The sequence below is a fragment of the Prochlorococcus sp. MIT 1011 genome (genome assembly GCF_047305235.1).
Taxonomy (GTDB): domain Bacteria; phylum Cyanobacteriota; class Cyanobacteriia; order PCC-6307; family Cyanobiaceae; genus Prochlorococcus_B.
In genome coordinates, this window is sequence record NZ_CP138983.1 from 548117 (window position 1) to 573437 (window position 25321).

The 25321-nt window shown below is 33.6% G+C and carries 35 protein-coding genes and 1 tRNA gene; 16 read left to right on the plus strand and 20 right to left on the minus strand.

Annotation, left to right across the window (positions count from 1 at the left end; all coding sequences use genetic code 11):
• Positions 1-20 precede the first annotated feature (20 nt).
• Positions 21-476 (plus strand): peroxiredoxin, encoded by a 456-nt coding sequence (locus SIB75_RS02985; RefSeq protein WP_413683967.1) that lies wholly within the window; start codon positions 21-23, stop codon positions 474-476.
• Positions 477-533: 57 nt separating this feature from the next.
• Here SIB75_RS02985 and SIB75_RS02990 read toward each other — a convergent pair whose 3' ends face one another.
• Positions 534-809, minus strand: coding sequence for a hypothetical protein (locus tag SIB75_RS02990; RefSeq protein WP_413683969.1), 276 nt, complete (start codon positions 807-809; stop codon positions 534-536).
• A 97-nt stretch (positions 810-906) separates the two neighbouring features.
• Positions 907-1044: a hypothetical protein gene (locus tag SIB75_RS02995; RefSeq protein ID WP_413683970.1), complete on the minus strand. Its 138-nt coding sequence runs from the start codon at positions 1042-1044 to the stop codon at positions 907-909.
• A gap of 246 nt (positions 1045-1290) precedes the next feature.
• Between SIB75_RS02995 and SIB75_RS03000 the strand changes: the two genes are divergently transcribed.
• On the plus strand, positions 1291-1479 hold the full coding sequence (locus SIB75_RS03000; protein ID WP_413683972.1) for a hypothetical protein: 189 nt from the start codon (positions 1291-1293) through the stop codon (positions 1477-1479).
• Positions 1480-1513: 34 nt separating this feature from the next.
• On the opposite strand, the gene SIB75_RS03005 is transcribed toward SIB75_RS03000, so the two are convergent.
• Entirely contained in the window at positions 1514-1870 is a 357-nt protein-coding gene (locus tag SIB75_RS03005) for a hypothetical protein (protein WP_413683973.1), read from the minus strand.
• Positions 1871-2028: 158 nt separating this feature from the next.
• Positions 2029-2454 carry a nuclear transport factor 2 family protein gene (locus SIB75_RS03010; protein WP_413683975.1) on the minus strand — a complete coding sequence of 142 codons (426 nt, stop codon included), beginning with the start codon at positions 2452-2454 and terminating at the stop codon, positions 2029-2031.
• A gap of 115 nt (positions 2455-2569) precedes the next feature.
• On the opposite strand from SIB75_RS03010, the gene SIB75_RS03015 reads away from it, so the two are divergent.
• Both SIB75_RS03015 and SIB75_RS03020 read left to right on the plus strand, forming a co-directional pair.
• Entirely contained in the window at positions 2570-3055 is a 486-nt protein-coding gene (locus SIB75_RS03015; RefSeq protein ID WP_413683977.1) for a hypothetical protein, read from the plus strand.
• Between the two features lie 44 nt (positions 3056-3099).
• Positions 3100-3324: a DUF6737 family protein gene (locus SIB75_RS03020; RefSeq protein ID WP_413683979.1), complete on the plus strand. Its 225-nt coding sequence runs from the start codon at positions 3100-3102 to the stop codon at positions 3322-3324.
• Between the two features lie 83 nt (positions 3325-3407).
• On the opposite strand, the gene SIB75_RS03025 is transcribed toward SIB75_RS03020, so the two are convergent.
• The 5 genes from SIB75_RS03025 to SIB75_RS03045 form a co-directional block, all read right to left on the minus strand.
• Positions 3408-3602 carry a hypothetical protein gene (locus SIB75_RS03025; RefSeq protein ID WP_413683981.1) on the minus strand — a complete coding sequence of 65 codons (195 nt, stop codon included), beginning with the start codon at positions 3600-3602 and terminating at the stop codon, positions 3408-3410.
• A gap of 378 nt (positions 3603-3980) precedes the next feature.
• Positions 3981-4175, minus strand: a complete 195-nt coding sequence (locus tag SIB75_RS03030) for a hypothetical protein (protein WP_413683983.1) — start codon at positions 4173-4175, stop codon at positions 3981-3983.
• Between the two features lie 108 nt (positions 4176-4283).
• Complete coding sequence (locus tag SIB75_RS03035) at positions 4284-4625, minus strand: hypothetical protein (RefSeq protein WP_413683985.1); 342 nt, start codon at positions 4623-4625, stop codon at positions 4284-4286.
• 2 nt (positions 4626-4627) lie between these two features.
• Positions 4628-4948 carry a hypothetical protein gene (locus tag SIB75_RS03040; protein WP_413683987.1) on the minus strand — a complete coding sequence of 107 codons (321 nt, stop codon included), beginning with the start codon at positions 4946-4948 and terminating at the stop codon, positions 4628-4630.
• Between the two features lie 374 nt (positions 4949-5322).
• A complete protein-coding gene (locus SIB75_RS03045) occupies positions 5323-5817 on the minus strand; it encodes a hypothetical protein (protein WP_413683988.1) in 495 nt (164 codons plus the stop codon).
• An 832-nt stretch (positions 5818-6649) separates the two neighbouring features.
• Here SIB75_RS03045 and SIB75_RS03050 point away from each other — a divergent pair.
• From SIB75_RS03050 to SIB75_RS03060, 3 genes are all read left to right on the plus strand, one after another.
• Positions 6650-7294: a putative 2OG-Fe(II) oxygenase gene (locus SIB75_RS03050; RefSeq protein ID WP_413683989.1), complete on the plus strand. Its 645-nt coding sequence runs from the start codon at positions 6650-6652 to the stop codon at positions 7292-7294.
• A 133-nt stretch (positions 7295-7427) separates the two neighbouring features.
• On the plus strand, positions 7428-8297 hold the full coding sequence (glyQ, locus tag SIB75_RS03055; protein ID WP_413683990.1) for a glycine--tRNA ligase subunit alpha: 870 nt from the start codon (positions 7428-7430) through the stop codon (positions 8295-8297).
• A 155-nt stretch (positions 8298-8452) separates the two neighbouring features.
• Positions 8453-9688: an iron uptake porin gene (locus SIB75_RS03060; protein WP_413683992.1), complete on the plus strand. Its 1236-nt coding sequence runs from the start codon at positions 8453-8455 to the stop codon at positions 9686-9688.
• Between the two features lie 97 nt (positions 9689-9785).
• Here SIB75_RS03060 and SIB75_RS03065 read toward each other — a convergent pair whose 3' ends face one another.
• Both SIB75_RS03065 and SIB75_RS03070 read right to left on the minus strand, forming a co-directional pair.
• Positions 9786-10031: a hypothetical protein gene (locus SIB75_RS03065; RefSeq protein WP_413683994.1), complete on the minus strand. Its 246-nt coding sequence runs from the start codon at positions 10029-10031 to the stop codon at positions 9786-9788.
• Between the two features lie 86 nt (positions 10032-10117).
• Positions 10118-10783, minus strand: coding sequence for a Fe2+-dependent dioxygenase (locus SIB75_RS03070; protein ID WP_413683996.1), 666 nt, complete (start codon positions 10781-10783; stop codon positions 10118-10120).
• Between the two features lie 147 nt (positions 10784-10930).
• On the opposite strand from SIB75_RS03070, the gene SIB75_RS03075 reads away from it, so the two are divergent.
• Together SIB75_RS03075 and SIB75_RS03080 are read left to right on the plus strand one after the other, a co-directional pair.
• Positions 10931-11956: an extracellular solute-binding protein gene (locus SIB75_RS03075; protein ID WP_413683998.1), complete on the plus strand. Its 1026-nt coding sequence runs from the start codon at positions 10931-10933 to the stop codon at positions 11954-11956.
• 73 nt (positions 11957-12029) lie between these two features.
• Positions 12030-12116: transfer RNA gene (locus SIB75_RS03080), tRNA-Ser, on the plus strand.
• Positions 12117-12201: 85 nt separating this feature from the next.
• On the opposite strand, the gene SIB75_RS03085 is transcribed toward SIB75_RS03080, so the two are convergent.
• Positions 12202-13086 (minus strand): tetratricopeptide repeat protein, encoded by an 885-nt coding sequence (locus SIB75_RS03085; protein ID WP_413683999.1) that lies wholly within the window; start codon positions 13084-13086, stop codon positions 12202-12204.
• A 250-nt stretch (positions 13087-13336) separates the two neighbouring features.
• Between SIB75_RS03085 and SIB75_RS03090 the strand changes: the two genes are divergently transcribed.
• The 3 genes from SIB75_RS03090 to SIB75_RS03100 all read left to right on the plus strand — a co-directional run bounded on the left by SIB75_RS03090 (position 13337) and on the right by SIB75_RS03100 (position 14988).
• On the plus strand, positions 13337-13531 hold the full coding sequence (locus tag SIB75_RS03090; protein WP_413684001.1) for a hypothetical protein: 195 nt from the start codon (positions 13337-13339) through the stop codon (positions 13529-13531).
• A 462-nt stretch (positions 13532-13993) separates the two neighbouring features.
• On the plus strand, positions 13994-14170 hold the full coding sequence (locus SIB75_RS03095) for a hypothetical protein (protein ID WP_413684003.1): 177 nt from the start codon (positions 13994-13996) through the stop codon (positions 14168-14170).
• 80 nt (positions 14171-14250) lie between these two features.
• Positions 14251-14988 (plus strand): class I SAM-dependent methyltransferase, encoded by a 738-nt coding sequence (locus SIB75_RS03100; RefSeq protein ID WP_413684005.1) that lies wholly within the window; start codon positions 14251-14253, stop codon positions 14986-14988.
• A 246-nt stretch (positions 14989-15234) separates the two neighbouring features.
• On the opposite strand, the gene SIB75_RS03105 is transcribed toward SIB75_RS03100, so the two are convergent.
• The 3 genes from SIB75_RS03105 to SIB75_RS03115 are packed head-to-tail and all read right to left on the minus strand — an operon-like array spanning position 15235 to position 17576.
• The gene (locus tag SIB75_RS03105) at positions 15235-15702 is read right to left on the minus strand and encodes a carbamoyltransferase C-terminal domain-containing protein (protein WP_413684776.1); all 468 of its coding nucleotides are present in this window, start codon (positions 15700-15702) and stop codon (positions 15235-15237) included.
• A gap of 36 nt (positions 15703-15738) precedes the next feature.
• Positions 15739-17259, minus strand: coding sequence for a hypothetical protein (locus SIB75_RS03110; RefSeq protein ID WP_413684007.1), 1521 nt, complete (start codon positions 17257-17259; stop codon positions 15739-15741).
• On the minus strand, positions 17256-17576 hold the full coding sequence (locus SIB75_RS03115; protein WP_413684009.1) for a hypothetical protein: 321 nt from the start codon (positions 17574-17576) through the stop codon (positions 17256-17258). Before SIB75_RS03115 ends, SIB75_RS03110 begins: the two co-directional genes overlap by 4 nt.
• Positions 17577-17824: 248 nt before the next feature.
• Here SIB75_RS03115 and SIB75_RS03120 point away from each other — a divergent pair, with 248 nt between their 5' ends.
• Positions 17825-18469: a hypothetical protein gene (locus tag SIB75_RS03120; protein ID WP_413684011.1), complete on the plus strand. Its 645-nt coding sequence runs from the start codon at positions 17825-17827 to the stop codon at positions 18467-18469.
• A gap of 28 nt (positions 18470-18497) precedes the next feature.
• On the opposite strand, the gene SIB75_RS03125 is transcribed toward SIB75_RS03120, so the two are convergent.
• The 3 genes from SIB75_RS03125 to SIB75_RS03135 are packed head-to-tail and all read right to left on the minus strand — an operon-like array spanning position 18498 to position 20617.
• A complete protein-coding gene (locus SIB75_RS03125; RefSeq protein WP_413684013.1) occupies positions 18498-18731 on the minus strand; it encodes a 2Fe-2S iron-sulfur cluster binding domain-containing protein in 234 nt (77 codons plus the stop codon).
• A 9-nt stretch (positions 18732-18740) separates the two neighbouring features.
• Positions 18741-20246, minus strand: a complete 1506-nt coding sequence (locus SIB75_RS03130; RefSeq protein WP_413684015.1) for a cobyric acid synthase — start codon at positions 20244-20246, stop codon at positions 18741-18743.
• Entirely contained in the window at positions 20243-20617 is a 375-nt protein-coding gene (locus SIB75_RS03135; protein WP_413684017.1) for an Npun_F0494 family protein, read from the minus strand. Before SIB75_RS03135 ends, SIB75_RS03130 begins: the two co-directional genes overlap by 4 nt.
• Positions 20618-20686: 69 nt before the next feature.
• Between SIB75_RS03135 and SIB75_RS03140 the strand changes: the two genes are divergently transcribed.
• Positions 20687-21328, plus strand: a complete 642-nt coding sequence (locus tag SIB75_RS03140) for a nucleoside triphosphate pyrophosphatase (RefSeq protein ID WP_413684019.1) — start codon at positions 20687-20689, stop codon at positions 21326-21328.
• A gap of 64 nt (positions 21329-21392) precedes the next feature.
• On the opposite strand, the gene psbC is transcribed toward SIB75_RS03140, so the two are convergent.
• Both psbC and psbD read right to left on the minus strand, forming a co-directional pair.
• Positions 21393-22775, minus strand: coding sequence for a photosystem II reaction center protein CP43 (psbC, locus tag SIB75_RS03145; protein ID WP_413684021.1), 1383 nt, complete (start codon positions 22773-22775; stop codon positions 21393-21395).
• Positions 22759-23835, minus strand: a complete 1077-nt coding sequence (gene psbD / locus SIB75_RS03150) for a photosystem II D2 protein (photosystem q(a) protein) (RefSeq protein WP_413678300.1) — start codon at positions 23833-23835, stop codon at positions 22759-22761. The genes psbC and psbD overlap by 17 nt, the downstream gene beginning before the upstream one ends.
• Positions 23836-24035: 200 nt before the next feature.
• Between psbD and SIB75_RS03155 the strand changes: the two genes are divergently transcribed.
• Entirely contained in the window at positions 24036-24611 is a 576-nt protein-coding gene (locus tag SIB75_RS03155; RefSeq protein WP_413684024.1) for a photosystem I assembly protein Ycf4, read from the plus strand.
• Positions 24598-25314 carry a peptidylprolyl isomerase gene (locus tag SIB75_RS03160; protein WP_413684026.1) on the plus strand — a complete coding sequence of 239 codons (717 nt, stop codon included), beginning with the start codon at positions 24598-24600 and terminating at the stop codon, positions 25312-25314. The genes SIB75_RS03155 and SIB75_RS03160 overlap by 14 nt, the downstream gene beginning before the upstream one ends.
• Positions 25315-25321: the final 7 nt, after the last annotated feature.

Sequence of the window (25321 nt, forward strand, 5' to 3'; positions counted from 1 at the left end):
CAGTTGGATTTAGGATTCAAATGCCTTTAAAGTTAGGCGATCAAATACCTGATTTCTCACTTTCTGATCAGCTTGGAGTTGCTAGGACGAGCAAGCAAGCTAAAGGTAGGCCACTAGTTCTATTTTTTTATCCGAAAGATGATACCCCTGGTTGTACAGCTGAAAATTGTGGCTTTAGAGATAAATATGATCTTTTTAAACTATTTGGTGCTGAAGTGTGGGGGGTGAGTGGTGATGATGAAGCAAGCCATAGATCCTTTGCTGACAAAAATAAACTTCCTTTTCCATTATTGTGTGATACGGATAATTCTTTGAGAAGAACTTTTGGTGTCCCTAAAGTTCTTGGTTTGCTAGATGGTCGTGTTACTTATATTATTGACTCGAAAGGGGTTATTAGACATATTTTCAACGACCTTTTAAATGGCCCTGCTCATGTGAATGAAGCACTAAGAGTATTAGGTGAAATAAGAAATTAATTATTTCTGATTAAAGATTTAATTCTATTCTTTTATAAAGTAAGTGCTGAGAAATACTCAAGATATTAATTTTCTATGAGTTTCTTCTGATTGTAGTTTTTCTACAACTGTTTCAGAAGAAATTTTTGCAACATCATTTAAACCGTTTGCATCAAGCCATGGGGCTGTCGCCCAATCGAATCCTTTACCAAAAGTATTGTCCGGAGAAACTATGTACCAATGGCAAGCAGTGTCGGGTACATCTACGGCACATTTTGACCAATTATCACTCCACTGAGGTACTTGAACCCAAAGTAAAGTTGAGAAAAACAGAGAAAATAAAGAAGTGAACATTTCTTTAGATTTACTTTAGCTTAGTGGCTTTTGTCCTTGAACGAGGATTTCAAAATTCCTTTTCTGCAAGATAATCAAATAGTAATTATAAGTTAATCTAATTAATCTTCCTATCATTTTTTAAGTATCTCAGGCATAAAATTTCTTGACTCTCTTCATTTTCTCCAGAATTTACTATCCATTCTTTAAATTCTTGATAAAGAACGGATCTATCTATTCTATTTATTTCAGTCATCCTAATTAAGGTACAGCTAAGTGTGACCGAAACTATTTCTTCAATAGAAGGGGTATTCTTCAATTTTTGGTTGTGTCTCAGGTGAATAATCTAATTAAAAATTCTCTCTGACGAGTCTTTTTGGCCATAATTTTATATTCAATTTATCAATCGAATATAATTACTTATAAATCTTAGGTATTTTTATAAATAGTATTTTAAACTAGTTATTATTAGTTTATAGTACTTTTCTAAATCTATTTCTCAATGGAAAGAGAAAGCAAAAACAAATCTTTTCTTATTTGGACCGAAGACATTTGGGAAGAAATAGAGGTTCAAATTTATGGAATAATAGGTGCAATATTCTTTTTTTGTGTGATTTATTTTATTTTTCAACCTCATTGGATGAGTCCAATAGTTGATCTTCTTTCGAAAATTAAATTATCTGTAGGATAAATACTCAATTACTAGAGAATTAATTTCCTTATTATTAGTGCTCTAAACTTTTCTCTTTGGCTACTAATTCTATAAATTTCCATACAAGGGCATGTTTATAGTCGTCCTTATTTGGACAAGCCGATACTACTTCTTGCCATGAGAAAGTATCTTGATCTTTATTGTCTTTTAGTGGTGATCCAAAATCTCTTGCAAGATTGGAAAGAAAAGAGTATCCGAGTCTTTCTGAGGTGTATTGGATGATCTCATCTGAGTAACTCATATAGAGCAAGAGAGTGTCAGCTTGATAGTTATGTCTTGTGCATACACCCTCAGAACAACCACTACTCGCAATCTCTAAGCATGCTTTATGGTCGTAGGTTTCCTTGATTAATTCAACTAATTTTCCCATTTGATTCTTCCAGCACCAACATAGTTATAGCTAAAAAATTTTAATTACGTATTGAACCAAATAAACAAATAAAATTTAGAAAATAAGTAAATATTATTTTTCGCTTGGTTTGCGATTAAGCAAATTTACTAGTTCTTTTTTCTTTAATTATAAATATTTTAGTCAACAAATCTTGCGTATAACCATCTGAAAAATGCTCCTATAATTGGAATATTACCAAATGTTCCTGAACAAAAATCAAAATAATCTCTATGTTCTTTTACCTTCCCCACTTCATCAAATATTAATCGTGATGTGCCATCGTATACAAATTCGATACCTTTTATTTTTAAACCCATTGTCCATTCAACAAAAGCAATATTCTTATTGATGGCAATTGAATGTGATTTTAAATAAATATCATCACATCTTTTGATTAATCCATCTTGAGCTTTGATATATGCATCAATTCCATTTTTTTCTTGAGTAGGATCAATAAATTTAACTTGTTGATTGTACAAAGATTCCCATTCTTCCCTAGATGGAGCTTTCTCTCCATAAGATAAATTAAAGAATTTTTTTAATTCTTTCTCTTTGATGAGCATTGAATTTTACGATGATAATTACAATTTAGATTATTTAAATAAACATCGCGTTTAAGCTATGTCATCAAGATAACTCAGAAATAGCTTAGATTTAGTATCTATTCATTTAGCTCATATGAACAGGAAGAACATTCTTATTTCTATTGCTGTACTTGGAATAGGAATAATTCTCTATAAATTGCTTTTAGGACTTGTCCTTCCAATAGCTTTGTTTGTCTCTCTTGGATATGTTCTGAAATTTTTACTTAAGGGCTCAGCGTCTGATTCTGTTGAGGAGGTTTCTAAGATTTTTACTAACAGTGAGACCTCTTCTTCAATTGACAACATAGTTGAAATTAAGCCTATTGAAGAGGAAAAGCCTGTTGAAGAGGAAAAGCCTATTGAAGAGGAAAAGCCTGTTGAAGAGGAAAAGCCTGTTGAAGAGGAAAAGCCTGTTGAAGAGGAAAAGCCTATTGAAGAGGAAAAGCCTATTGAAGAAGATAAGCCTATTGAAGAGGAAAAGCCTGCTGAAGAGGAAAAGCCTATTGAAGAGGGAAAGTCTGTTGAAGAATATAAGCCTTTTGAAGAAGATAAGCCTTTTGAAGAAGATAAGCCTGAGTAAATGGTTAGGATTGGAAAGATATAATCATTTCTCAAATTTCTTTAATGGATACAAATTCAAAAAAAAGTTTTTGGGATTCCAAGCCTTACTGGTGTCAACCTTGGTCAATTATTAGCTTTGGAGTTTTAGTTCTAATTTTTAGTTGGAAACTATTTAATAACATTATATTTACTTCAATTATAGGCGTTTTTGTTTTTGTCTGGTGGATATTATTTTTAATACTTGCTCCAAATTCATATCATTTAATTAATGATAAAGAACAATCATAATTAATTATTTTATTTCAATAGGCTTAAAAATTAATTCTCTATTTAGACCAGACAAACAAAAATAAGAATTAAAAGTTAAATCTTTATTTACCCTTATCCTTACTTGTTTTGGATGGGAAGCCTATGTAACCACCTGAAAACCGCTTTCGATTTGTCCAATAAAATTCAACTAACTCTCTTGTGGAGCTTGTTATGAGAGTTTCTCTGCCTATTCCTAGTCCGCTTGAAAGCTTTAGACTCGTTGTTGATTTCCAGCTTGAAGTGCTTGAAGATTCCATTAGATGCTCCAGTTGAGTGGTTGAAAAAATAAGCTAAACATCCCCTGCCTCTGCTGACTATTTCATTAATCATGCTTTGTGAATTAAATGATTTTGTTTGAGTGTGTATAAAAAATTGAGATTCTTTAATACGCTTGGAATGCCTCTGTATAGTACATCAGTATTGCTAGAAGTCAATTTTTTTATTTTTTTGTATTTAGTGTAATTTAGTAAAAATTCATTATATTAACTAATTTACTAATTTAGAAAAATTCTTATTAAATTATATTATATAAATTCTTTTATTTATATAATATAATGCATAAATTAATTTCAATGAATCATCAAATAAATAAAAAAATAAATTAGAGATAATATTATCTAATAATGTATATATTATTAATTAAATGTGAATTTATCTATAACTAGTATCTCCTGCTTTGAAAAATCGCTAGCTGATATACAATTTATCCACTCTTTATACTCTTGGGCAATAGCTAATTGATCCCCTGGGCAGACCTTTACTGTTCTTTTTAAAATATGCGATAGACCCTTAACTAATATATCTTCTATCCTTTTTTGCTCATCTTGCATTTACTTATTGTATCTAGTCCATACTACCTTTTATAAATATGCTTGTAAAGAGATAAATAGCTTTGCTAGAAGTAAGGTTTAGTAAAGATATTTATATAGTAAAATATATTATGCAACATTAGTTTCATCACTATTGTCTAATGATGGAATAAATCCTAGCTCTTCTATCTTTTCAACTAATGTAAGCTTGGTATCCTCTTTAGTTGATTTTTTATTAATAGGAATAGTATCTATTTCTGTATCTTTTGCATTTAACTCTATCGAATCTTTTTTATTAACAAAATTTTTATAAATAGATTTAATAATTCTATTTATAAAATTAATATTAATCAAATATAATGAAAAGATAATCCCAATCAGAACTAAAAAAATATTATGAATAAAAAAATATGAGAGAACTAATGTCGAAGAAAGATATTCTATGGCATGATTGAGCTTAATTTTTTTCATGATTAGGCAACATCCTGAGTATTTCTTTTATTTTGTCTTTCTAGCAAGGTCAGATCATAGGATGCTTGGATTTGATTATTATAGTCTAATTCATCAACAAATTTTGATAACTTTTCTTTTCTATTTATCCAATTACGCCTTATCTTTTTTGGTAAATTGGGGAGACCAACGTCTTTTTTGTCGAGAGATCTTGTATATCGTTTTCTTTGCCCACTATCCATTATTGAGATATAGCTCTCATTATTTTGAGAGAGATCATTTTGGGTCTCCCTTGACTCTGTGATAGCCATTAGTTCTGAAAGACTTCTAATGAAAGGAATCATGCCGCATACCTCCCTTTATCGTTTTTGTTTAGTTCGTTTTTTAATCTTTTATATTTTTTATAAGCATTTATATAGTGTACGTCATACGATCCCAATCCCTCTTTCTTCGGGTTGTATAAATGGAATAATCTATTTCTGGATTTTGAAATTTTATTCATGATCTCAAGCCACTCTCTTTTCAATGCTTTTGTCGCTCATGTTCTCCACATTAGAACAATACTTTGGCTTGTATTTTTCTAGTAACCTCCTCGTAATTCCCCGCTCACTTGCATTAATATTCTTTGATTCAGGTTTTAATTGCTTGAAACTTCTGGAGTTTAAGTTGGTGATCTTCATTTTAAATAATAATAGTGAGAAACTTTTAGAATTAAGGGTCAGACAAGTGAGTCAATCTTTTCTCGATTTGAAAGTAATTTGCTAAGCTTCTTGTTTTCGTCTTGAAGATTGCTTATGACTTTTTTGTAAGTCTCGATTTTTTCTTTCAAGGATTTGATCTTTTGGCTTTCTGTCTTTTGGACGGATTTATTTCCCTTTTTCTTACTCCCTTTTACTAAGCCCCTTACCGTTGCTTCTGTCATTCTTTCGCCATTCCCCACCGCTTCGAAAACTTTTTGCCGCTCCTTGTCGGTTACCCCTTTGCTCCCCATTAGGGCTAGTGACCTAGGGGTTAGCGAAGCGAGTAGGTTGTCTTCTATGTCGGAACCGCCTAACCAGTTAGTGTATGCGCTTACAAGATCAACAGCAAATCTCTCCGAGCAATTAATTGCTCCAGACTTGAGAAAGGCTCTCCAGTTCCCAGGCTTAATGTTGCTCTTTATGTCGGAAAGATTTGCCGCGACAGCCCTTAGGGACTGACCGACGCAGTTCAACTCATCGTTGATTTCGACGACCGATTCTTTGACGTACTCCACCTGGGCTGGCACTAGCCCCTTTGTAACCTCACTATTGAGCGGTATACTCGCTAAGTCGACCACCTCTGTAGGCGATAATTCCATAGTCTTTGCCAAGTACCTGCCCAATATACGCCTTGTGACGAATCGGAACAATGGATACTGGTGTACTAAAATTTGACTACATTTTTCTGTTTTACGGTAGTTTTAAGATTTTTTAACTATGCTTCATGCTTTTTATGTATATTCAGTTTAATAAAACTATAAGTAAAACTTATTTTGTATCTTGAATGGTATTAGAGGGCAGTTGAATTTTTGTTAAATAATCATATATTACAAAATTTATTATATATTCGTTACAAGTAACTAATATATAGGAAAAACAATATTAAATGCTTTTGTTTATCGAAAAAACTATCTTTTAAGAAAAGTGTTGCACTGGGTCCGCCAGGTGTAAGTACTTGTATATTTTACTCTTTGTCCTCATCTAAATACTCAGCTTTAAATGATCGCTAGTTGATTTATAATTTAATTAATTTTCTCGGTAGGGCAATTTAAAAACGAGAAGTATTTGATCTGCTTCTTGTTTACAGCCCCCGCCAGGTTAAGCCAATCACCTCTAATTCATGTTATATCAACACTAATGTATTTCCAGGACATAAGCACATAGGTCTAAATTTAACCTTGTAAAGTCAATTATAGCAGTAGTTTTGAAGGATAATGATGTAACAGTATAAGATGTTTAGGCGATGTTTAGACAATAGGTTGTATTTTGTTTTGATATTATTAGTTGAGTAAGTTTCAATTTTCAATGGAAGTTGAAAAAATATCTCCTCCAGTTACTCCTTTTTTACAAATTAAATTGGATCAAGAAGTAGTTGATTATCTTTGGAAGATTATTGATATAGCAAAAACCACTAATGAGAACTATAAAAGCAAATTAGTAGGAAATATTTCCCAAAGTCTTTTGCTTGAAGATATAGATTCCTTTTTTTTTAAATCTGTTTGCATCCCTCTAGTTAAATATTATCGTAAGAATAATTCTATAGGCGATGATCCTGTATCGCAGAATGCGTTAATGGGACCTGAAAGTCAATTGGTATTAGATCAGTTTTGGGTTAACTATCAATATAAAACTGAATTTAATCCATACCATGATCATACTGGGGTCTATTCTTTCGCTATTTGGTTGAAGATTCCATATGAATGGGAGGATCAAAAAAAATTGCCACAACATATTGATTTGCTTGATAGGAATATAAAGGCAGGTTGTTTTGAATTTGAATATAATGATTCTTTAGGAGGAATATTAAATCTAAGATTTAAATTGTCTTCAGAATATGAAGGTACTATGGTTTTCTTTCCCGCTAAATTAAGACATTGCGTTTATCCATTTTTTAAAACAGATGAACCAAGAATTTCAATAGCAGGAAATCTATCTTATCTTCCTGGTTGATATGATGAAAATATTTAAATCATTTAAATATTTTCATACTCTGTTTTTTCTCGTAAACTTTTTATTTAAGTGTATATTTATTGGAGGAATTTATTAATTCTAAAACTAAAATTAATTAGATAATTCATTATATATGTATTTCCAGGACATAATTTCTAGTCTGAATAATTTCTGGAGTGAGAAAGGTTGTTTACTGCTTCAGCCATATGATTTAGAGAAAGGAGCGGGAACAATGAGTCCTCATTCTTTTTTAAGAGCGATAGGACCTGAGCCTTGGGCAGTTGCTTATCCAGAGCCATGCCGTAGACCAACTGATGGTCGGTATGGAGACAACCCGAATAGGGCTCAACATTATTTTCAATATCAAGTTCTGATTAAACCTTCTTTAGATGGTATTCAAGAAATTTATTTGTCTTCTCTTGAAGCCTTGGGGATTTCAGCCAAAGACCACGATATTAGATTTGTTGAAGACAATTGGGAGTCTCCTACTTTGGGAGCTTGGGGAGTGGGATGGGAAGTTTGGCTTGATGGAATGGAAGTTACCCAATTTACTTATTTTCAACAATGTGGAGGTCTTGATTGCAAACCGGTCTCGATTGAGATCACTTATGGCCTAGAGAGATTAGCAATGTATTTGCAAAATGTTGAGAGTATTTGGGATCTTTCATGGAATAAAAGCCATAAATATGGTGATATCTGGCTTCCTTTCGAGAAAGGTCAATGTAAGTATAATTTTGAAGAATCTAACTCAAATAATTTAAGGAAACTTTTTGAAATTTACGAGGAAGAGGCTCATCAATTAATACATAAAAAACTTCCTGCTCCTAGCCTTGACTATGTTCTGAAATGTAGCCATACGTTTAATTTATTAGAAGCTAGAGGAGTCATATCTGTGACAGAGAGAACTAAGATTATTGCAAGAATTCGATCTTTGGCTCGCAACGTTGCTGAAGCTTGGTTGGAAGAAAGAGAGTCTTTTGGATTTCCTCTTTGTTTGAATTAATTATTAACATCGATTAATATTTTTATTTTTCCTAATAATAAATAGATCTAATAATATAAACCGCTGTATAAAAAGATACTTCAGAGGACTAAAGCTCTGGTAATGTCTCAATGAATACACTAATATATGCTGGACATATTTTGTGTGAGGACACAATGAAGCTTTTTCAGCGTTTGCTGGTAGCTCCTGCTGCTTTGGGCCTTATGGCACCAATGGCAGCAAATGCAGATATCACTTCTGTATCAAACGAATCTGAAGTTATTGAAGCTCGTGTTGATGGTGTAGAAGCTCAGCTAGATGAAATTCAAGCTGGTGCTTTCTCTTCAACTACAACAATGAGTGGTAAGGCAGCGTTCGTAACTGGTTATGTTGATGATGATACAGAGACTGACTCTGACAAAATCACCTTCAACTACATGTACCAGTTGAACATGAACTCTAGTTTTACTGGTGAAGATCTTCTATACACAAGAATTAAGACTGGTAACTTTGATAAAGGTGGTCGTTTCGCAGACAAAGGAAATGGTACTTACCTTTCTGCTACTAAAGATGGTTCTGCTGACGCACTCAAAGTTGACAAGATTTGGTATCAGTTCCCTGTAGGCGACAGCCTTCAAGTTTGGGTTGGACCAAAGATTGAGAACTACTACATGCTAGCTAGTGCTCCATCAATTTATAAGCCAATTACCAAGCAGTTTGCTCTTGGTGGTAACGCTTCTACTTATGGTTCAAGCACAAGCCCAGGTTTTGGTGCTGCTTATACTCAGCAGGTTGATGATCCATCTGCAGGTAGGTTTGCAGTTAGTGTTAACTACACCGGAAAAGGTGCAGATGATGCAAAATCTGGAATCCTTGATGACGATGCCAAGGAAATGTTCTTGACTAAGGTTGAGTACGGCACACCTCAGTGGCAAGTATCAGCAGCATTCACCAGCAAAACAAATGGTGAATCTTATGATGGTTACTACCACACTAAAGCTGGTGAAACTTACAGCAAAGACCTAACTTCTATTGGTCTAAGAGCTTATTGGAAGCCTGAAACTTCAGGATCTGTTCCTCAAGTTCAAGTTGGTTACGACGTAGCTTCTGTTGATGATGCTGCTGTTGGTGATCCAGACGAGATGTCAGCTTGGATGGTAGGTCTAGGTTGGACTGATCTATTTGTAGATGGCAACAGAGCTGGAGTTGCATTCGGTTCTAGACAAGCAGCAACTTCTTACAATGGAGCTGGTTCTGACCCTGCAGAAGACAACACTGTTTGGGAAGCTTATTACACATTCAAGGTTAATGATGGCGTAAGCATTACTCCTGCAATATTTGGTGGTTCTGATGTTGAAGCTGATGGCAAAGACGTCAACGGCGCAGTTGTTTTAACAGAGTTTAAATTCTAAATTCCTTATTAAAACAATAAAAAAATGCCCCTCACGGGGCATTTTTTTTGTGCATTAAAAAAGCCCCGTGATAGAGGCTTTTTTGTCTAATTAAAACTTACCAGCAATTCTCCCCTTCCCCTATAGGAATACAAACGTTAGCTTTTTTTGCTTTTTTAGCAGCTTTTTCCGCGGCTTCATCGAGTTTGCCATCTTCATCTGCTTCTTGATCAGTGGTCCATTCCTTTGTGCCACCCATGTCACCATGTTTTTCTCCAGCCATTGAATGATCAGGAATGATTGCGGTTGTGGCTAATGCCGCTGTTGCTGCTAGGAAAATTCCTACAGGACTTTTTTTAGGCATATGTAATTAAGTTTGACTCTATTTTGATATCTTTAGTCTATCAATGAAAGTTCATTTTTTACTTTGTTTAGTATAAAGAAACTCTCTTAATCTCCAAGGCTTCTCAGAAGATTGCTATAAGCCTGAAAAATTAAATCTAATTCATCAGATCTTCCATGTTTTGATAGTAATCCTTTTGCTCCAGCATCAAGACCAAATAAGAAATTCCTATGTTCGTTACTTTGTACATAGCTTTGAATCCAGCCTACGCATACATGCCTTTCACCATCTTTAACTTCAGCAACAGAATGTAGTTGAGTGCTGGGATAAATTATCATTTCTCCGGCAGATAATTTTATTTCTTCAGTTTTATTGATCGTCTGAATACATAATTCACCTCCTTTATATTCTTCTGGTTCATTTAAAAACAAAGTAAAAGATAGATCGCTTCTTCCTGAGGGCATATAAGGATTATCAATATGCGTGCCATAACCATGTCCAGCTAGGGATCGAGTAAACATGACTCCATGGATAAGACTAGGTAATGTAAAACTTTTTAAAAGAGGATCTGAGATAATCTTATTAACAATAATATCTTTAAGCTCAATTGATAAGTTTGAACTTTTATCTAATTGAAAATTAGATTTTATTTTTGCAGCATGGCTTCCTGCTGTCTTTTTACCATCTTGCCAAGAGGATTTCTCGGCTTTTAGTTTTTGAATTATTTGAAGAGCTTCTGATTGATCGATTAGGGAATGAGTTAAATATTCCATGTACAATATCTAGTTTTAATTACTATCTTAAAGTATAAATAAGTTATCAATTTATACCTCAATACGTATCAATGTTGCGGAGTTGTATCTAGTTGTCTCTTCTTGTCTAGTCTATTAAAGATATTAATCCCTTCCCTAGATTGATTAATGAATTTAATTAAGCGTCTTTTTACTTCAGTAATAGCAGGTTCTCTATTAGTCTCTTCAAGTTTTAATCAAGTAAAGGCCTCTGATAGAGAAGTGAGGATTTACTCAGGTAGGCATTACAACACTGACAAGCAAATATATAAGAGATTTGCCGAAGAGACCGGGATAAAAATCCGATTAATTGAGGCTACAGGTATTTCTCTCGTTGAGAGATTAAAAAGAGAAGGAGCAAATTCTAAAGCAGATGTGATTCTTCTGGTTGATGCTGCTCGAATTAGCAATGCTGCAAAAAGTGGACTTCTTCAGTCATATAGATCTGCTGAATTAGATAAAAATGTTCCAGTAGAATATAGAGATCCTCAAGCAAGATGGTATGCCCTAACTAGGAGGGTTAGAGTTATGGTCGCTAATCCTAAGAAAGTTGATATAAATACAATCAATGATTATTCAGATCTCGCTAACCCTGCTTTGAAGGGTCTTGTTTGTGTGAGGAAAAGGAGCAGTCCATATAATCAATCTTTAGTAGCTAATCAAATTGTCAACAAAGGAGAAGCAAAAACTAAAGAATGGCTGAAAGGAATGATTTCAAATATTACTCAACCCTTTTTCCCTGGAGATATAGGGGTTATTAGAGCTGTTTCTCAAGGTAAATGTGGTGTTGGTATTGTTAATCACTATTATGTTTCCAGAATGCTTGCTGGTGTTAATGGAGCAAAAGATAAAAGGTTGGCTAAAAAAGTAAAGGTTCTAACTCCTAATCCTGCTCATGTGAATGTCAGTGCAGGTGGAATTGCTAAATATGCTGAAAACAAAGAAGAAGCTATTCAACTTCTGGAGTTTCTTGCTTCCCCTACAGGTAGTAGTGGTTTAGCTGGTCCAACATTTGAACATCCTTTAGTTGGTTTTAATAAAACGGATGAGGTTACACAATTTGGAGAATTTACTCCTGATGATGTAACCATTGAGCAGTTAGGCGCAAATAATAAAAAAGCAATTAAGCTTATGAAAAAGGCCGGTTGGGATTAAAGGATTAATAATTAAATTTTTAATTCACATTATTCTAAAAATCAAATAGTTGTTTGCTTTAAAATTGTTTGACGGAGAGGTGGCTGAGTGGTCTAAAGCGAACGATTCGAAATCGTTAGATAGCTAAAACTATCCGTGGGTTCGAATCCCACCCTCTCCGTGGTTTTTACTAAAAGTATAAAATTATTTGTATATAGACCCATAATATTTAACTATTTTCTATTGAAAATTGATAAATTTCATAATTACATTTCCTTGCACCATTCACCATCTTTTGTATTCAACCATTCAATGGTTTCTTCGTCTCCAAGAGTTGCTGCTACCTTATAGTCCTTACAAGCACTTTCGTAATCTCCTAATTCTTCAACAATATATCCACGGTTATAATAATAGATATACTTTTCTTCCTTCGGATAGTTCGCTTCTATTGCTTTATTGTAGTTGAGTAATGCGCCTTGGAGGTCTCCTAGATTCTCTTGTGCTATACCTAATTCGTTGTAATAATCTGAATCCATTTGGCAATGCACCAAGGTTTTAATTTTGGGACAATTTTCATACATTCTTGTTCTATTTTTATACTTTAAATAAAGTTCACCTGCTTTAATATAGTCTTTTTCTGCTTGTTTATAATTTTCTAATTCTAAATTATACCAACCACGGTTTTCGAAGTATAGACCGTCTTCTGGGTATGCTTTTATTGCTAAACTTATATATTTAATAGCATTTTTATAATCTCCTAAATTTTCATATGAAATAGCAGCATTATTGTAGGCATATTGATTTCCTGTTTCACTATCTAATTCAATAGATCTTAAAAAGTCTTTTATTGCTTCTTCATATTTTTCTAGTCCCATATATGCATTCCCCCTGTTGTAGTAGGTAGGACCATCAAGTCCATAGTTTTTAATTGCTTTATTCAAATAATCAAGTGCCTTTTGGTAGTTCCCTTTATTTAAATTCCTATAACCTTTGTCGGAATTCAATTTAAATGCATTCCAATTAGTTGCTTTTGCTTCTTTTTTGAATAAACCTATATCAGTTGATAAAGAGAAAAAAGATATTCCTACATTTGCTGTAAAAGGGATAATTAAAAATGAAAATAAAAAGGAATATATGTTTTTTGGTTTCATTTTTATTAGATATTTTGCTTGATAGTAGTCCCTACTTTTTTATGGCACATATATCTTTACTAGTTTTTATAGATAATTGATTAGCAATTTGAATGTTGTTGGATTTTGTTGTTGGATTTTTAGAAATGTTGTTGGATGAATTCGGGTGTTGTTGGATTTCTTTTAATCTATTGCTATGACTGTGATTCTCTCGATCAAGATTTGTCTTTAATGGCAGAGCAAAAATGTTGTTGGATATGTTGTTGGATTTTTGACCCGATTTCTAATTATTGTTCCTCTTTGTTCCCTCATCGTCCCTCCTGAACACAAATCGACTGGTAAGGACAGGCAAACAGCACACGGATTTAGAAAATTACCAGCAACGGCAGGGCAAGATGTATTGAAGTTTCCCTATGAAGTAATAAGTAGGCAGGGCAGATGGCACACGCAGTCGGGGACAAAGTGAGACAGGCATATGACAAATCCCAATTATTAGAAGAGAGGAGAACTTTTATGGATGCGTGGTGTGATGCTCTTGTCTCTCACGGATTGAAGGTTTAACCAGTCGTTTCTGGGTATACCTGCATCCGACATAAGATATGTGGGTGGAGTGCGAAGAACTTGTTGGTTCTCCATCGGCAATAAAGAATTTTAAAAATTAAGTGAACACTCATCGCTTCGTGGATGCAGTAATTGTTTTCTGCATCGTGCCACAATTCTCTTTTTTAAATCACTGGGAATTCTTCTCACATTTAAGCTTGCTCATGTAATTAAATCTGAAAAGGAACTGCTCCTTAAAAAGACAAAGAAAGAACTCAAGTTAATGGTGGGAAGTATCAAAGGTATTTCTAGATTTACGAAACAACAGTTGATTGATCTTCTACTTGTTGAAAATTGCTAGATTTACACCACCTGAAGTAGTAAAAATATGGGTAATCCTGACTTTGATAAACCAACCAAAAATTCACTCTTGGAAGCAAAAGAGCATTGGGAAGACGTTAAGAAATTCGCACAAGAACAATTGAATGAAGTGGTCAATGATGAGAAAACAACTTGGTTGGACGACATCCCCACCTCTGCTCATATCTACCCGATACATTGTTAGGTGATTTTCTAGGAGTTATTGATATGTTAATCTACATTAGTTCTAGTTATCTAATAGATTAGATTATTATGAAATATATCATGAAATATATACTTGTAAAAATATCAAGATTTGTTTTGCTGATTTATAGAATTATAAACTTAATTATTCCCATTGAATTGAAAGGTTATAGGTCAGGATATAAAGCAAAATCAAAATTAAAATTAAAATTACAGAGTCATGTGGTAGACGAAACATTCACTTATTTTAAAAACGATTTTGAAAAGAGTGTGCTTTTTGAAGATGTTTATTCCATTAGAGAATATGCGTTGAAAAATGCCTTATTCAACGATAAAAATAAAGAATATTATTATTTGGAGTTTGGAGTTTGGAAAGGTGAAAGTGCTAATTTTTGGTCTAAATTTGTGAATAAATTATATTGTTTTGATAGTTTTGAAGGTTTGAGGGAGGATTGGGGTGGTAGAAATGCGCCCATAGGTAAATTTACTAATAATAAAAAAATTCCTAAACTTAATTCTAATATTGAACCGATTGTTGGTTGGGTAGAGGACACTTTAGATGATTTTCTAAATAGACATAGTCCAAAAATAAATTTTGTTCATTTGGATATGGACACTTATAGTCCAACAAAATTTACCTTAGAAAAACTTAAACCTTATTTAGTTAAGAATTCAATAATAATTTTTGACGAATTATATAATTACTATGGTTGGAAACATCACGAATATAAGGCATTAAAAGAAGTATTTAATGAGGATGAGTTTGTCTTTAAAGCATTTAATTTGAGAGCGGCACAATGTGTTATTCAAATAAAATAATTTTATAAAGAAAATAATTAGACGCTAAAACTGCTTATGAAAACTTGGCAGATATACTTCCTAGACTAGCAGAATTTGATTAGTTAAACTTCATTTAGTCGGATAATAGTGATAGTAAAAAAGGCAAAAAAAGTGTTGGTGGATATGTTGGTGGATATTTGCTCATTTGGCAGGTATCCTTTCCTATCCCTTCCTACCGCATCCTATATTTGCCCAAATCGACTCTCACCCTCTCCGTAATCGATTTCAATTACAGCCTGTTGATGATTTTAATCTTTCTTTTGAAATCAATAAGTTACTAATAACTAAAACATCTAGACCACTCGTAAAGAAAGTCCTAATAGCATCTATCTCAGCCTCAACATTTGGCTCTCCATTTAGATTAAATGAGGTATTAATTAGGATTGGGATAGCTTTATGTTTGTCCATATATTTCAATATCGAAGGCAAAAGGTCATCATTATTATCATCAATTGTTTGAAGTCTTGCACTATCATCAAAATGAGTAATAGCAGGTAGCTTATCCTTAAATATTTCTTTTACATAGACAACTTTTTCCATTGCTGAGCATGAATAATCCTTAGAGACATCAAAATACTTAGAAGCTTGACTTCTTAAGCATACTGGTGCAAAAGGTCTGTAATACTTTCTATATTTAATTTTTATAATGTCAGAATATCTTTTTTTGTATTTTACTATAGTAATAATAAAGATATTAGTTCATTTTAATTAGATAAGATATATCTTTATCTAATCTTGCATAATTGATGTTATCTTTGTTTTTAGCTTGTCAATCTCAGAATTAAAGTCAGTTAGTTCATATTTAAAAGCATTTCTCCTTCCTAGTAGTGTAGAGTAAAGATTGATTCCTATTGACGTGTTAAATTGTGCTTTAATTAATCTTAAAATGTCTTCTTGACTGTACTTATAAGATTGTATAATTTCAGTAATTAATAAGTGAAGTTTCTTGATATCCATACATTGTCTAACCATATTATCGGGAAGAATATTATAAGAACAATCACCGAAAGTGATTACTGGCTTCTTCATTATTATTCCATCAAAACCAGCTGAACCTGAATTAGTAATAACTAATTCGCTTTCCTTAATTATCTCCTTAGGGCTTAATATTGGACTAGCCAAGTAAACATTGGGAATGTCAACTATTTTCTTATAGTAATTTAATGAACGCTTCCCTATCATACAGGGATGCTCTTTTACTATTAAGCAACAGTCAAATGGAAGCGAAATGGCAATAATTCTGATAAGTTCTATTTGATTGATAAATGGTCTTCCATAAACTAAGATTGTTACTTCAGGCTCAGTATGTAATGCATAAAATACAATTTTCTTTTTCTTTTTTACCTTCTCTATTAGTACGTATCGTCTTTTGTAAAATAAACTAAGCAATTTAGCATTTAATGGCTGATATATATACGACATAAAATAACCTATAATTGGATCTATTGTATGATTGTCCCTTTTTATATCAGTAAAGTGATATTTAATAAGATTCTTAAATATTCTTTTTAGTGAATACTTCTTATCATTTTGCCTTAAGGCAACGGGTTTATCAGAAGGGCTGACTACACCCTCATATTTACAATTAATATTTTCAAGTGAAGAAATATAATTTCTATAATCTTCTAAATCTGAATCTTTAAGCTTGTTAGTTGTAATGTATTCTCTTTTTAGTTCTGGCGAAGGGTCATTTATACTTGAGCCGAAATGTATTCTATTTCTTATCCTACAGGCTCTCATGTTGACATATTTTATTCCTCTTTTCTTTGCAATCATATGACCAATATAATCGAGAAATGTGACACAAATAAATCCAATAACTAATTCTGGTTTTAGATCGTCAAATATTTTTTCCATTGCTGTAATCGCTTTATATGTTATCCAATCAAGCTCTTCTCCTTTAAACCGATGCTTATAATCCTGTTTATAAGCACAAAGTTTACCCATATATAGTCTTCTATCAGAAACATAACTACCGCAGACAAGATCAGTCTTTGAATATTTTTTTTCTATTTCGACGAGTGTTTCCATATCCAAAGATAGGAAAGGTGATTTTGTTAGTTCCCATTCTTTTATTATGTAAAAATCCGACTCAATGAAACCCGTCCTTTCCTTCCAAGCTTCATAGAATTGACTATCAGAAATAGTAAAGCCTGAGGCTTTAATATTATTTTCTTTTCTAAGTCTTTTATCTAATTCATAAAACATATTTAAACAGGAGCTTTGTGTCAAATAGAGAACGTTTTTCATCTTTTTAAATAGAGTAAATAGTTTGTGTCTATATGAGAGCAAAAGGTTGTTGCTGTATTGATTGCTTCAAGATTCTTGAATTTGGAAAGGAGAAGTTCTTCTGACTTTACACCCATATAAGCATCTAAAATTATGGAAATCCCCTGTGAATTTCTAATAACATCATTTCTTTCTGTTGTGTAAACTACTTTTTCTATTTTTTCCTGAATGTGTTCCTCTAATACTTTTTTAAATATGATGTTCCTAGAATCATGATCTTTTTCTTCATTGTTTGTATTTTGGGGATCTATAATAGATGGATTAATTCCTGAGTCCACCAATTCATCAACTCTCTTCTTTTGCCGATGAACTGCGTGTTTTCGTATGCACCTGATGTTCCTTGTGTGTATTAAAGAAGGGGATATTTATACAAATACCTATTCAGACCTGTACAGACCTACTCAAAAGTCACTATTTGACACCCTCTCTTTATTGATTAGAACTTACTTTTCTCTTACATATTCTTTTAAAGATTTTTAAACTGCTTGTGTCGAATGTGCTTAAATAAATAAGAGGAAGAAATGATTTGAAAAAAATCGATGAGTCTTCATCTTTTTATGATGAAGCAATTAACTTGATTGATTTAAATGATTATGATGGTGCCATTAAATCTATAAGAAAGAACATTGATAGTCTTGAAAGTGAAGATGATATTGCTTTAGCATATTTAAATTGTGGTTTTCTAAATGATAAAATGGGAGATAATCTATCAGCGATAGATGACTTCTCAATGTCAATTTGTTTTGAAGCTAAAATAGAAATTATTAATCAAAGATCTAAAGATATTTCATATAATGGAAGAAGTAATTCTAGGTATAAAAATGGTGATTACCAGGGGGCAATAGAGGATAAAAGGAAAGCAAGAGAAATTAGATTATTGGAAATTGATAAAACCAAGGATATTAATAATAATACTAAAATAGATTATAAAAATATTTTGTTAGGTACTTTTTTAAAAATAGATCTAGAACCTAAATATAATGCATTGATCAAAGGTTCGGAAATACGAAAAAATAAATATGATTTGATTTCAGATTATAAAAAAGTAATTACTAATAAAATAAAGGAGGAGGTGATAAATAAATTAGAAATTATTAGTGAATCAAAGTATGAAATTGGAGATTATAAAGGTTCTATTAAGGCTATTAGAAGAGCAGAGAAATATTATTGATTATCTAATAAGTTTGATATATTTTTTATTACCAATAAGGATCACTAAAAAAATCAACATTAATTTCTTTTTTGTCAGGAACTGTTGCAATACATGCACGAACCACTTCACCGTTAACTTCTATTTCGCATGCCCCACAGCTCCCCCCTAAGCATCCAGTAGGGATATCGATATTGGCATCGTATGCAGCTTTTAACCATTCGATTCCAGGAGAGCAATTGCTTGATTTTTTGTTAGGCCAGTTTATTCTTACTTGTTTCATCTTTAATACTTATACTACCTTGTCTAGATTTACATTTTTTTCGAAGGCATCAGTTAGTAAATCTAATAACTTTTCTCTTTTATCAAGATGGTTCTCTTCGAAAGTAGTTAATTTATTCAAACCCTTTCTCTGTCTTATTTTATTTATCCACTGTCTTCGCCATTCGTCATTTTCAAAAATTCCGTGTAAATAAGTTCCTCCAATAAAGCTTTTATTTTCTCTTTCAATTACCCATCCTAAAGAACTGTTTTTGAAAAGAGAAATAATATCGTAATTTTTACCATTGATTAAATCACTTTCTCCATAATGCATCTCAAACCCCTTTACATTCTGTGAGTTTGGCCATGTAACTCTTACTTCTCTTTGTGAGGTTTGCTTGATTTCTCCAAAGGTTGTTTTTATTGGAAGAAGGTTCATCCCCTTATTCGAAAATTTACTTTTTTCATTAATACTTTCTTGTTTATATGGATCTTCTAATGATTGCCCTAGCATTTGTAACCCTCCACATATTCCAAAAATATTTCCCCCTTTTTTTGCATAATCTTTTATTTGATTGCTCAAACCAGTTTTATTTAGACTCTCTAAGTCTTTAATTGTTTGTTTGCTTCCAGGAATTATTAATACATCTGGTTCCCCTAAGTTTTGGCCAGGTTCTATCCATCTCATTTCAATACTTGAATCGCTAAATAAAGGATCTAGATCAGAAAAATTGCTGATTCTAGGTAATTTTATTATTGCTATTTCTATATCGGCAGTCTGATTTATTTGTTTCCTTTCAAATAGATCAAGGGAATCTTCAGGTGGAAATATCTCTTTTAGCCATGGCAATATTCCTAAAACTGGTATTCCTGTTTCTTTCTCTATCCATGTAACTCCTGATTCGAATAAAGCTTTATCCCCTCTGAACCTATTAATAATTATTCCTTTAATTAATCTTTTTTCATCTGGTTTCATCAATGCAATTGTTCCAATGATTTGAGCAAAAACGCCTCCTCTTTCAATATCTGCAACTAAAATACAATTTGCATTTAAAAATTTTGCTAATTTCAAATTTGTAAGATCTTTATGTTGCAAATTCACCTCTACGGGACTTCCAGCCCCCTCAAGAATTAGTCTTCCGTTTTTTTTTAATAATATTGCTAGGCCTTTTTTAATAGCTTCCCACCCTGACTCGAACCAGTCTTCGTAATAATTGATGGCTTTACTAGTGCCGACGCTTTTGCCTAGGTGAATTACTTCACTTGTACAATCCCCCTTTGGTTTTAGAAGTACAGGATTCATTTCAGCGCTTGGCTCTAAGCCTGCAGACCAAGATTGAAGGGCTTGAGAATATGCCATTTCTCTTCCCTTTGTATCGACCCAAGCGTTATTACTCATGTTTTGACCCTTAAAAGGTATTGGCTGTTCTCCTTTTCTTTTTAAATATCGACAAATAGCAGTCGCTATTAAGGTTTTACCCGCACCGCTAGATGTTCCTAAAACCATTAATGGAGTGTGTTTTAGTCCTATGTTCATCTTGGTAATAATTGGTATTTTAGGCATGTAATTAATTTTTCTATTCGTGATTTTTTTTTAGAAAATAGATCTGAACTGTTTTCTAGGACATGTCTCCCGATAGGTGTAATACGAACTTTTGAAGTCAGGCCTTGGCCATCAACTTCCCGTCTTAATACACCTATCCTAATTAATTTAAGAAATTCATTCTCTATTAATAATGAACTATTGATAAACATATAGTCTTGCTTCAAATAGTTTGATTTATTCAAAAAAACATCTTCAGCACTAAGGCTCCCTTCTTGAAGACTAATAAAAAGAAAAAAGTTAAAGGGACAAATCTTGATCCCTTTCTTAGCTCTTCTAAAGATTTTTTGGTCAATCAACAACATTTAATTAAATGGATTTATTTTTTAACAGAAGATCAATGATGATCCTTAGTATTAAAAAATTAGTTTTCTATGTTTGTGCTTGCCTCTGCATCCAAAGCACGTCAAAAATTACTTGATCAAATATCTTTGAAATACAAAGTTATTGTAAGTGATTTTGATGAGACACAGCTTCAGGAATTAGATCCAATCTTAAAGGTCAAATTGTTAGCTAAGGGTAAAGCTAATGCTGCCTTGAGAAAGTTGATGAAAGAAAATAAAGCTTCAAATACCTTTCAAGCTTTATTAGGTTGTGATTCTTTGTTTGAGTTTGAGGGGGGAATTTTCGAAAAGCCAGTTAATAAAGATCAATTGATATCCAGATGGGAAAGGATGTCTGGTAAGACTGGTTTTTTGCATACAGGTCACTATTTAATTTCATTGGATGATTGTAAATCTTATACGGAAAGTATTTCACTAAATAATAGTTGTGAAGGAGTTGTGAGCACAAAAATTGAATTTATGCGCTTATCCAATATTGAGATTAATAAATACGCTTCAACTTCAGAACCATATAACTGTGCAGGCGGATTTGCGATTGAAGGTTATGGCGGACTATTTATAAAAAAAATAGATGGGTGTTTTAGTAATGTTGTTGGACTTAGCTTGCCTTGGTTGAAAACTAATTTAGAGAAATTCGGCTTATCTAACTTGATTTTAGATAAACAAAAATAAGATCAAATATTTTTAAGCATAAAAAAAGCCCCCTTTTAAGAGGACTTTTTTTATTTATTAGGATCTAATCTAGATCAGGCATTGAAAGAGCAGGCTCTTGTGAACGACTGATACCTTTTTCAAATCCAGCGGCAGCGGCTCTCGCACGACCAGCATGCCAAAGATGACCTACAAAAGTAAACCAACCAAGGAAGAACTGAGCACCTGCAAGCCATTGACGCAAATTAACAAAGTTAACTGCATTAGGCTCGGTAATAATTCCACCAACTGAGTTGATAGAAGCGTTAGGAGCATGTGTCATGTATTCAGCAGCGCGGCGAACTTGCCAAGGCTGAATATCATTTTGAATTTTGTCGAGACTTAATCCATTAGGACCTCTAAGAGGTTCTAACCATGGACCTCGGAAATCCCAAAAACGCATGGTTTCTCCACCAAAGATGATTTCACCTGTTGGAGAGCGCATCAAGTATTTACCTAATCCAGTTGGTCCCATAGTTGATCCTACATTTGCACCAATTCGCTGGTCACGAACTAGGAATGTGAAACTCTGAGCCTGAGAGGCTTCAGCGTTTGTTGGACCATAAAACTCAGATGGATAAGCTGTGTTGTTAAACCAGATGAAACATGAAGCAATGAAACTTGCTACACAGATTCCACCTAATGCATAACTAAGAAGACCTTCACCATTCCAGATAAAGGCTCTTCTTGCCCATCCATAAGGACCAGTAAGGACATGGAATATACCACCAATTATTTCTATAACAGCTAGGTAAACATGTCCTCCGACAATATCTTCCATTGAGTTCACACCAACGATCCAACCCTGGCCACCCCAAGGGGTTGAAAGTAGATATCCAAAAATAACTCTTGGATCGAGAGTTGGGTTGATCAACCTAACCTCTCCTCCGCCAGGAGCCCAAGTGTCGTATGCACCACCTAAGTACATCCAGTTAAGCGAAAATAGAAGAGATCCAATACCCAAAACAATCAAATGGAAACCAAGAATATTGGTCATTTGATTTTTATCTCTCCAGTCAGTAGAGAAAAATGGGAAAGCTTCTTCAAGTTTCTCTGGTCCAGCTAAAGAGTGGAAAACCCCTCCAAAGCCTAGGATTCCAGATGCAACAAGGTGAATAACACCTGCGATGAAGAATGGCCAAACATCTGTAACTTCTCCGCCTGGGCCAATGCCGTATCCAAACATGGCTACATGAGGCATACAAATTAAGCCTTGCTCCCACATGGGTTTATCCATGGTGAAGTGACTTACTTCGAAAAGCATCATCGCGCCTGCCCAGAACACCATTAGTCCTGCGTGAGCAATGTGAGCACCTAATAATCTTCCTGAAAGGTTGATTAGCCTTGCATTTCCTACATACCAGGCGTAACCAGTCTCTTCAAGACTTTGATTAGGAGCGTTGAGTAAATTATTAAAGGGCGTTTCCACGTGGGAGTACCTCCTCAGGGAATACAAAGTTTTCGTGTGGTTGGTCTACAGAAGACATCCATGCACGCATACCTTCATTAAGAAGGATGTTTTTGGTGTAGAAAGTTTCGAATTCGGGATCTTCAGCAGCTCTGATTTCTTGGCTAACGAAGTCGTAAGCACGAAGGTTTAGAGCTAATCCAACAATTCCGATTGATGCTGCCCACATACCTGTTACTGGCACGAAGAGCATCAAGAAGTGAAGGAAACGCTTATTTGAGAATGCAATACCGAAAATCTGACTCCAGAAACGGTTTGCAGTAATAAATGAGTAAGTCTCTTCTTCTTGTACTGGGTCGAAACCTCTGAAAGTTGTGCTCTGATTTTTGCCGTCAGAGTACTGACTTGAATCTTCGTATAGGGTGTTCTGAACTGTTGCACCGTGAATAGCACAAAGAAGAGCACCACCAAGAATTCCAGCTACTCCCATCATGTGGAATGGGTTAAGAGTAATGTTGTGGAATCCTTGAATGAAGAGGATGAAACGGAATATTGCTGCAACTCCAAAAGAAGGAGCGAAAAACCAACTGTGCTGTCCTAATGGATAAATAAGGAAGCAAGCAGTGAATACTGCAATAACTGCTGAGAAAGCAAGTGCGTTATATGGACGGATACCAACTAGTCTTGCAATTTCGAATTGACGAAGCATAAAGCCAATAAGACTAAATGCACCGTGTAGAGCAACGAAATTCCACAGGCCACCAAGCTGGAACCAGCGTGTTAAATCGCCCTGAGCTTCTGGTCCCCAAAGGAATAGAAGACTGTGACCCATGGCATCGCCAGGAGTACTAACAGCGGCTGTGAGGAAATTGCATCCCTCAAGGTAAGAACTGGCTACACCATGGGTGTACCAGGAGGAAACGAAGGTTGTACCTGTAAACCATCCACCAATAGCTAGGAAAGCTGTAGGGAAGAGAAGTAGTCCAGACCAACCAACAAATACGAATCGGTCGCGCTTTAACCAGTCATCGAGGGCGTCAAACCAACCTCGTTCTGTTGCGCTTCCAACAGCGATCGTCATGGGAGGAGCGTTGCTGAGCTTTTGTATACGTCGGAGACTTTAACAACGATGACGGTGTTTGTGGGTAAATCTTTAACTTGATGAAATCCCTTGTATTGAAATGAGATAAAATAAAATTTTTTTATTGCTAGTTAGCAATTGTCAAAAACTTAGTCTCTATAATGTTTTAAAAGGGATTTTGTCCCCAATTGTACGAGCTTATGTCAACCGAATCCAATTTAAGAGAATCAGAAAAAGAGTTATCTGATTTAGTTTTAGAACAAGAAATTAAAGGTTCGCGTAAGGTTTCGAACTATTTAGTCGCTTCAATGCTCAGCATTGGGGGAGTTGGGTTTTTGCTGGCTTCTTTATCAAGTTATTTTGGTAGAGACTTCTTACCCTTGGGTAATCCTTCTACTTTGATTTTTGTTCCTCAAGGTTTGGTGATGGGACTATATGGTGTTGCGGCTTTCTTGCTTGCTCTTTATTTTTGGAGAATTATTAGTATTGATTATGGTTCTGGAGTAAATAGATTTGACAAAAATAAAGGAGTTTTATCTTTATCTAGGATAGGGCTTTTTAAGAACATAGAAATAGAAATACCTATTGATGAGATTAAAGCCGTTAAATTAGAAGTTAGAGAAGGTTTTAATCCACGAAGAAGAGTTTCTTTAAGAATTAAAGGTAGAAAAGACTTACCAATATCTAAAGTTGGATCTCCTAAACCATTATTGGATTTAGAAAATGAAGGTGCTGAAATTGCGAGATTTTTAGAGGTTAACCTTGAAGGAATTTAAAAAGAAAATTATAATTAAAAAGATATCAAACTATTCAATTTTTATTTATAAGTTTCTTCAACCACTTTACATTTTTCTATTTGTAAATTTACTTTTGATTTCAGGATGTAGAAATTTAAAGAAAAACGAAGATATAAATATATGTTCTAATACAAAACTGCCCTGTCTGAATTCAAATGAATATGTCATTTTGATCACTAATAGAGGGAAGATAAAACTAGAGCTTTATGGAAAATCAGCCCCAATTACTGTTGGAAGCTTTATAGATTTTGTCGAAAAAGGAGCTTATAATAAAACAATCTTCAATAGGGTTATTAAAAAACCTTATCCTTTTATAATTAGAGGCGGAGAAAATAGTTTGATTGAAAATAAAGATAAGTTTATAGATAGTACAACAGGGGAACAAAGATACATTCCTCTAGAAATTAAACTAAAAAATAAAAATCTACCAATATATGGGACGGTAATTAATGAGACTAGTCAAATAAATAATATTGAACTTAAGCATAAAAGATCATATTTATCTATGGCAAGATCTAAAACCGTGAATTCAGCAAGTTCGCAGTTTTATATAATATTAAAATCTTTGCCAGAGCTTGATGGAAGATATGCTGTTTTTGGAAAAGTTATTAGTGGAATGAAAATAGTTGATTTAATAGAAGAAGAAGATTTTATAATTGAGGCAAAAAGAGTGGATTATTGATTGAGAA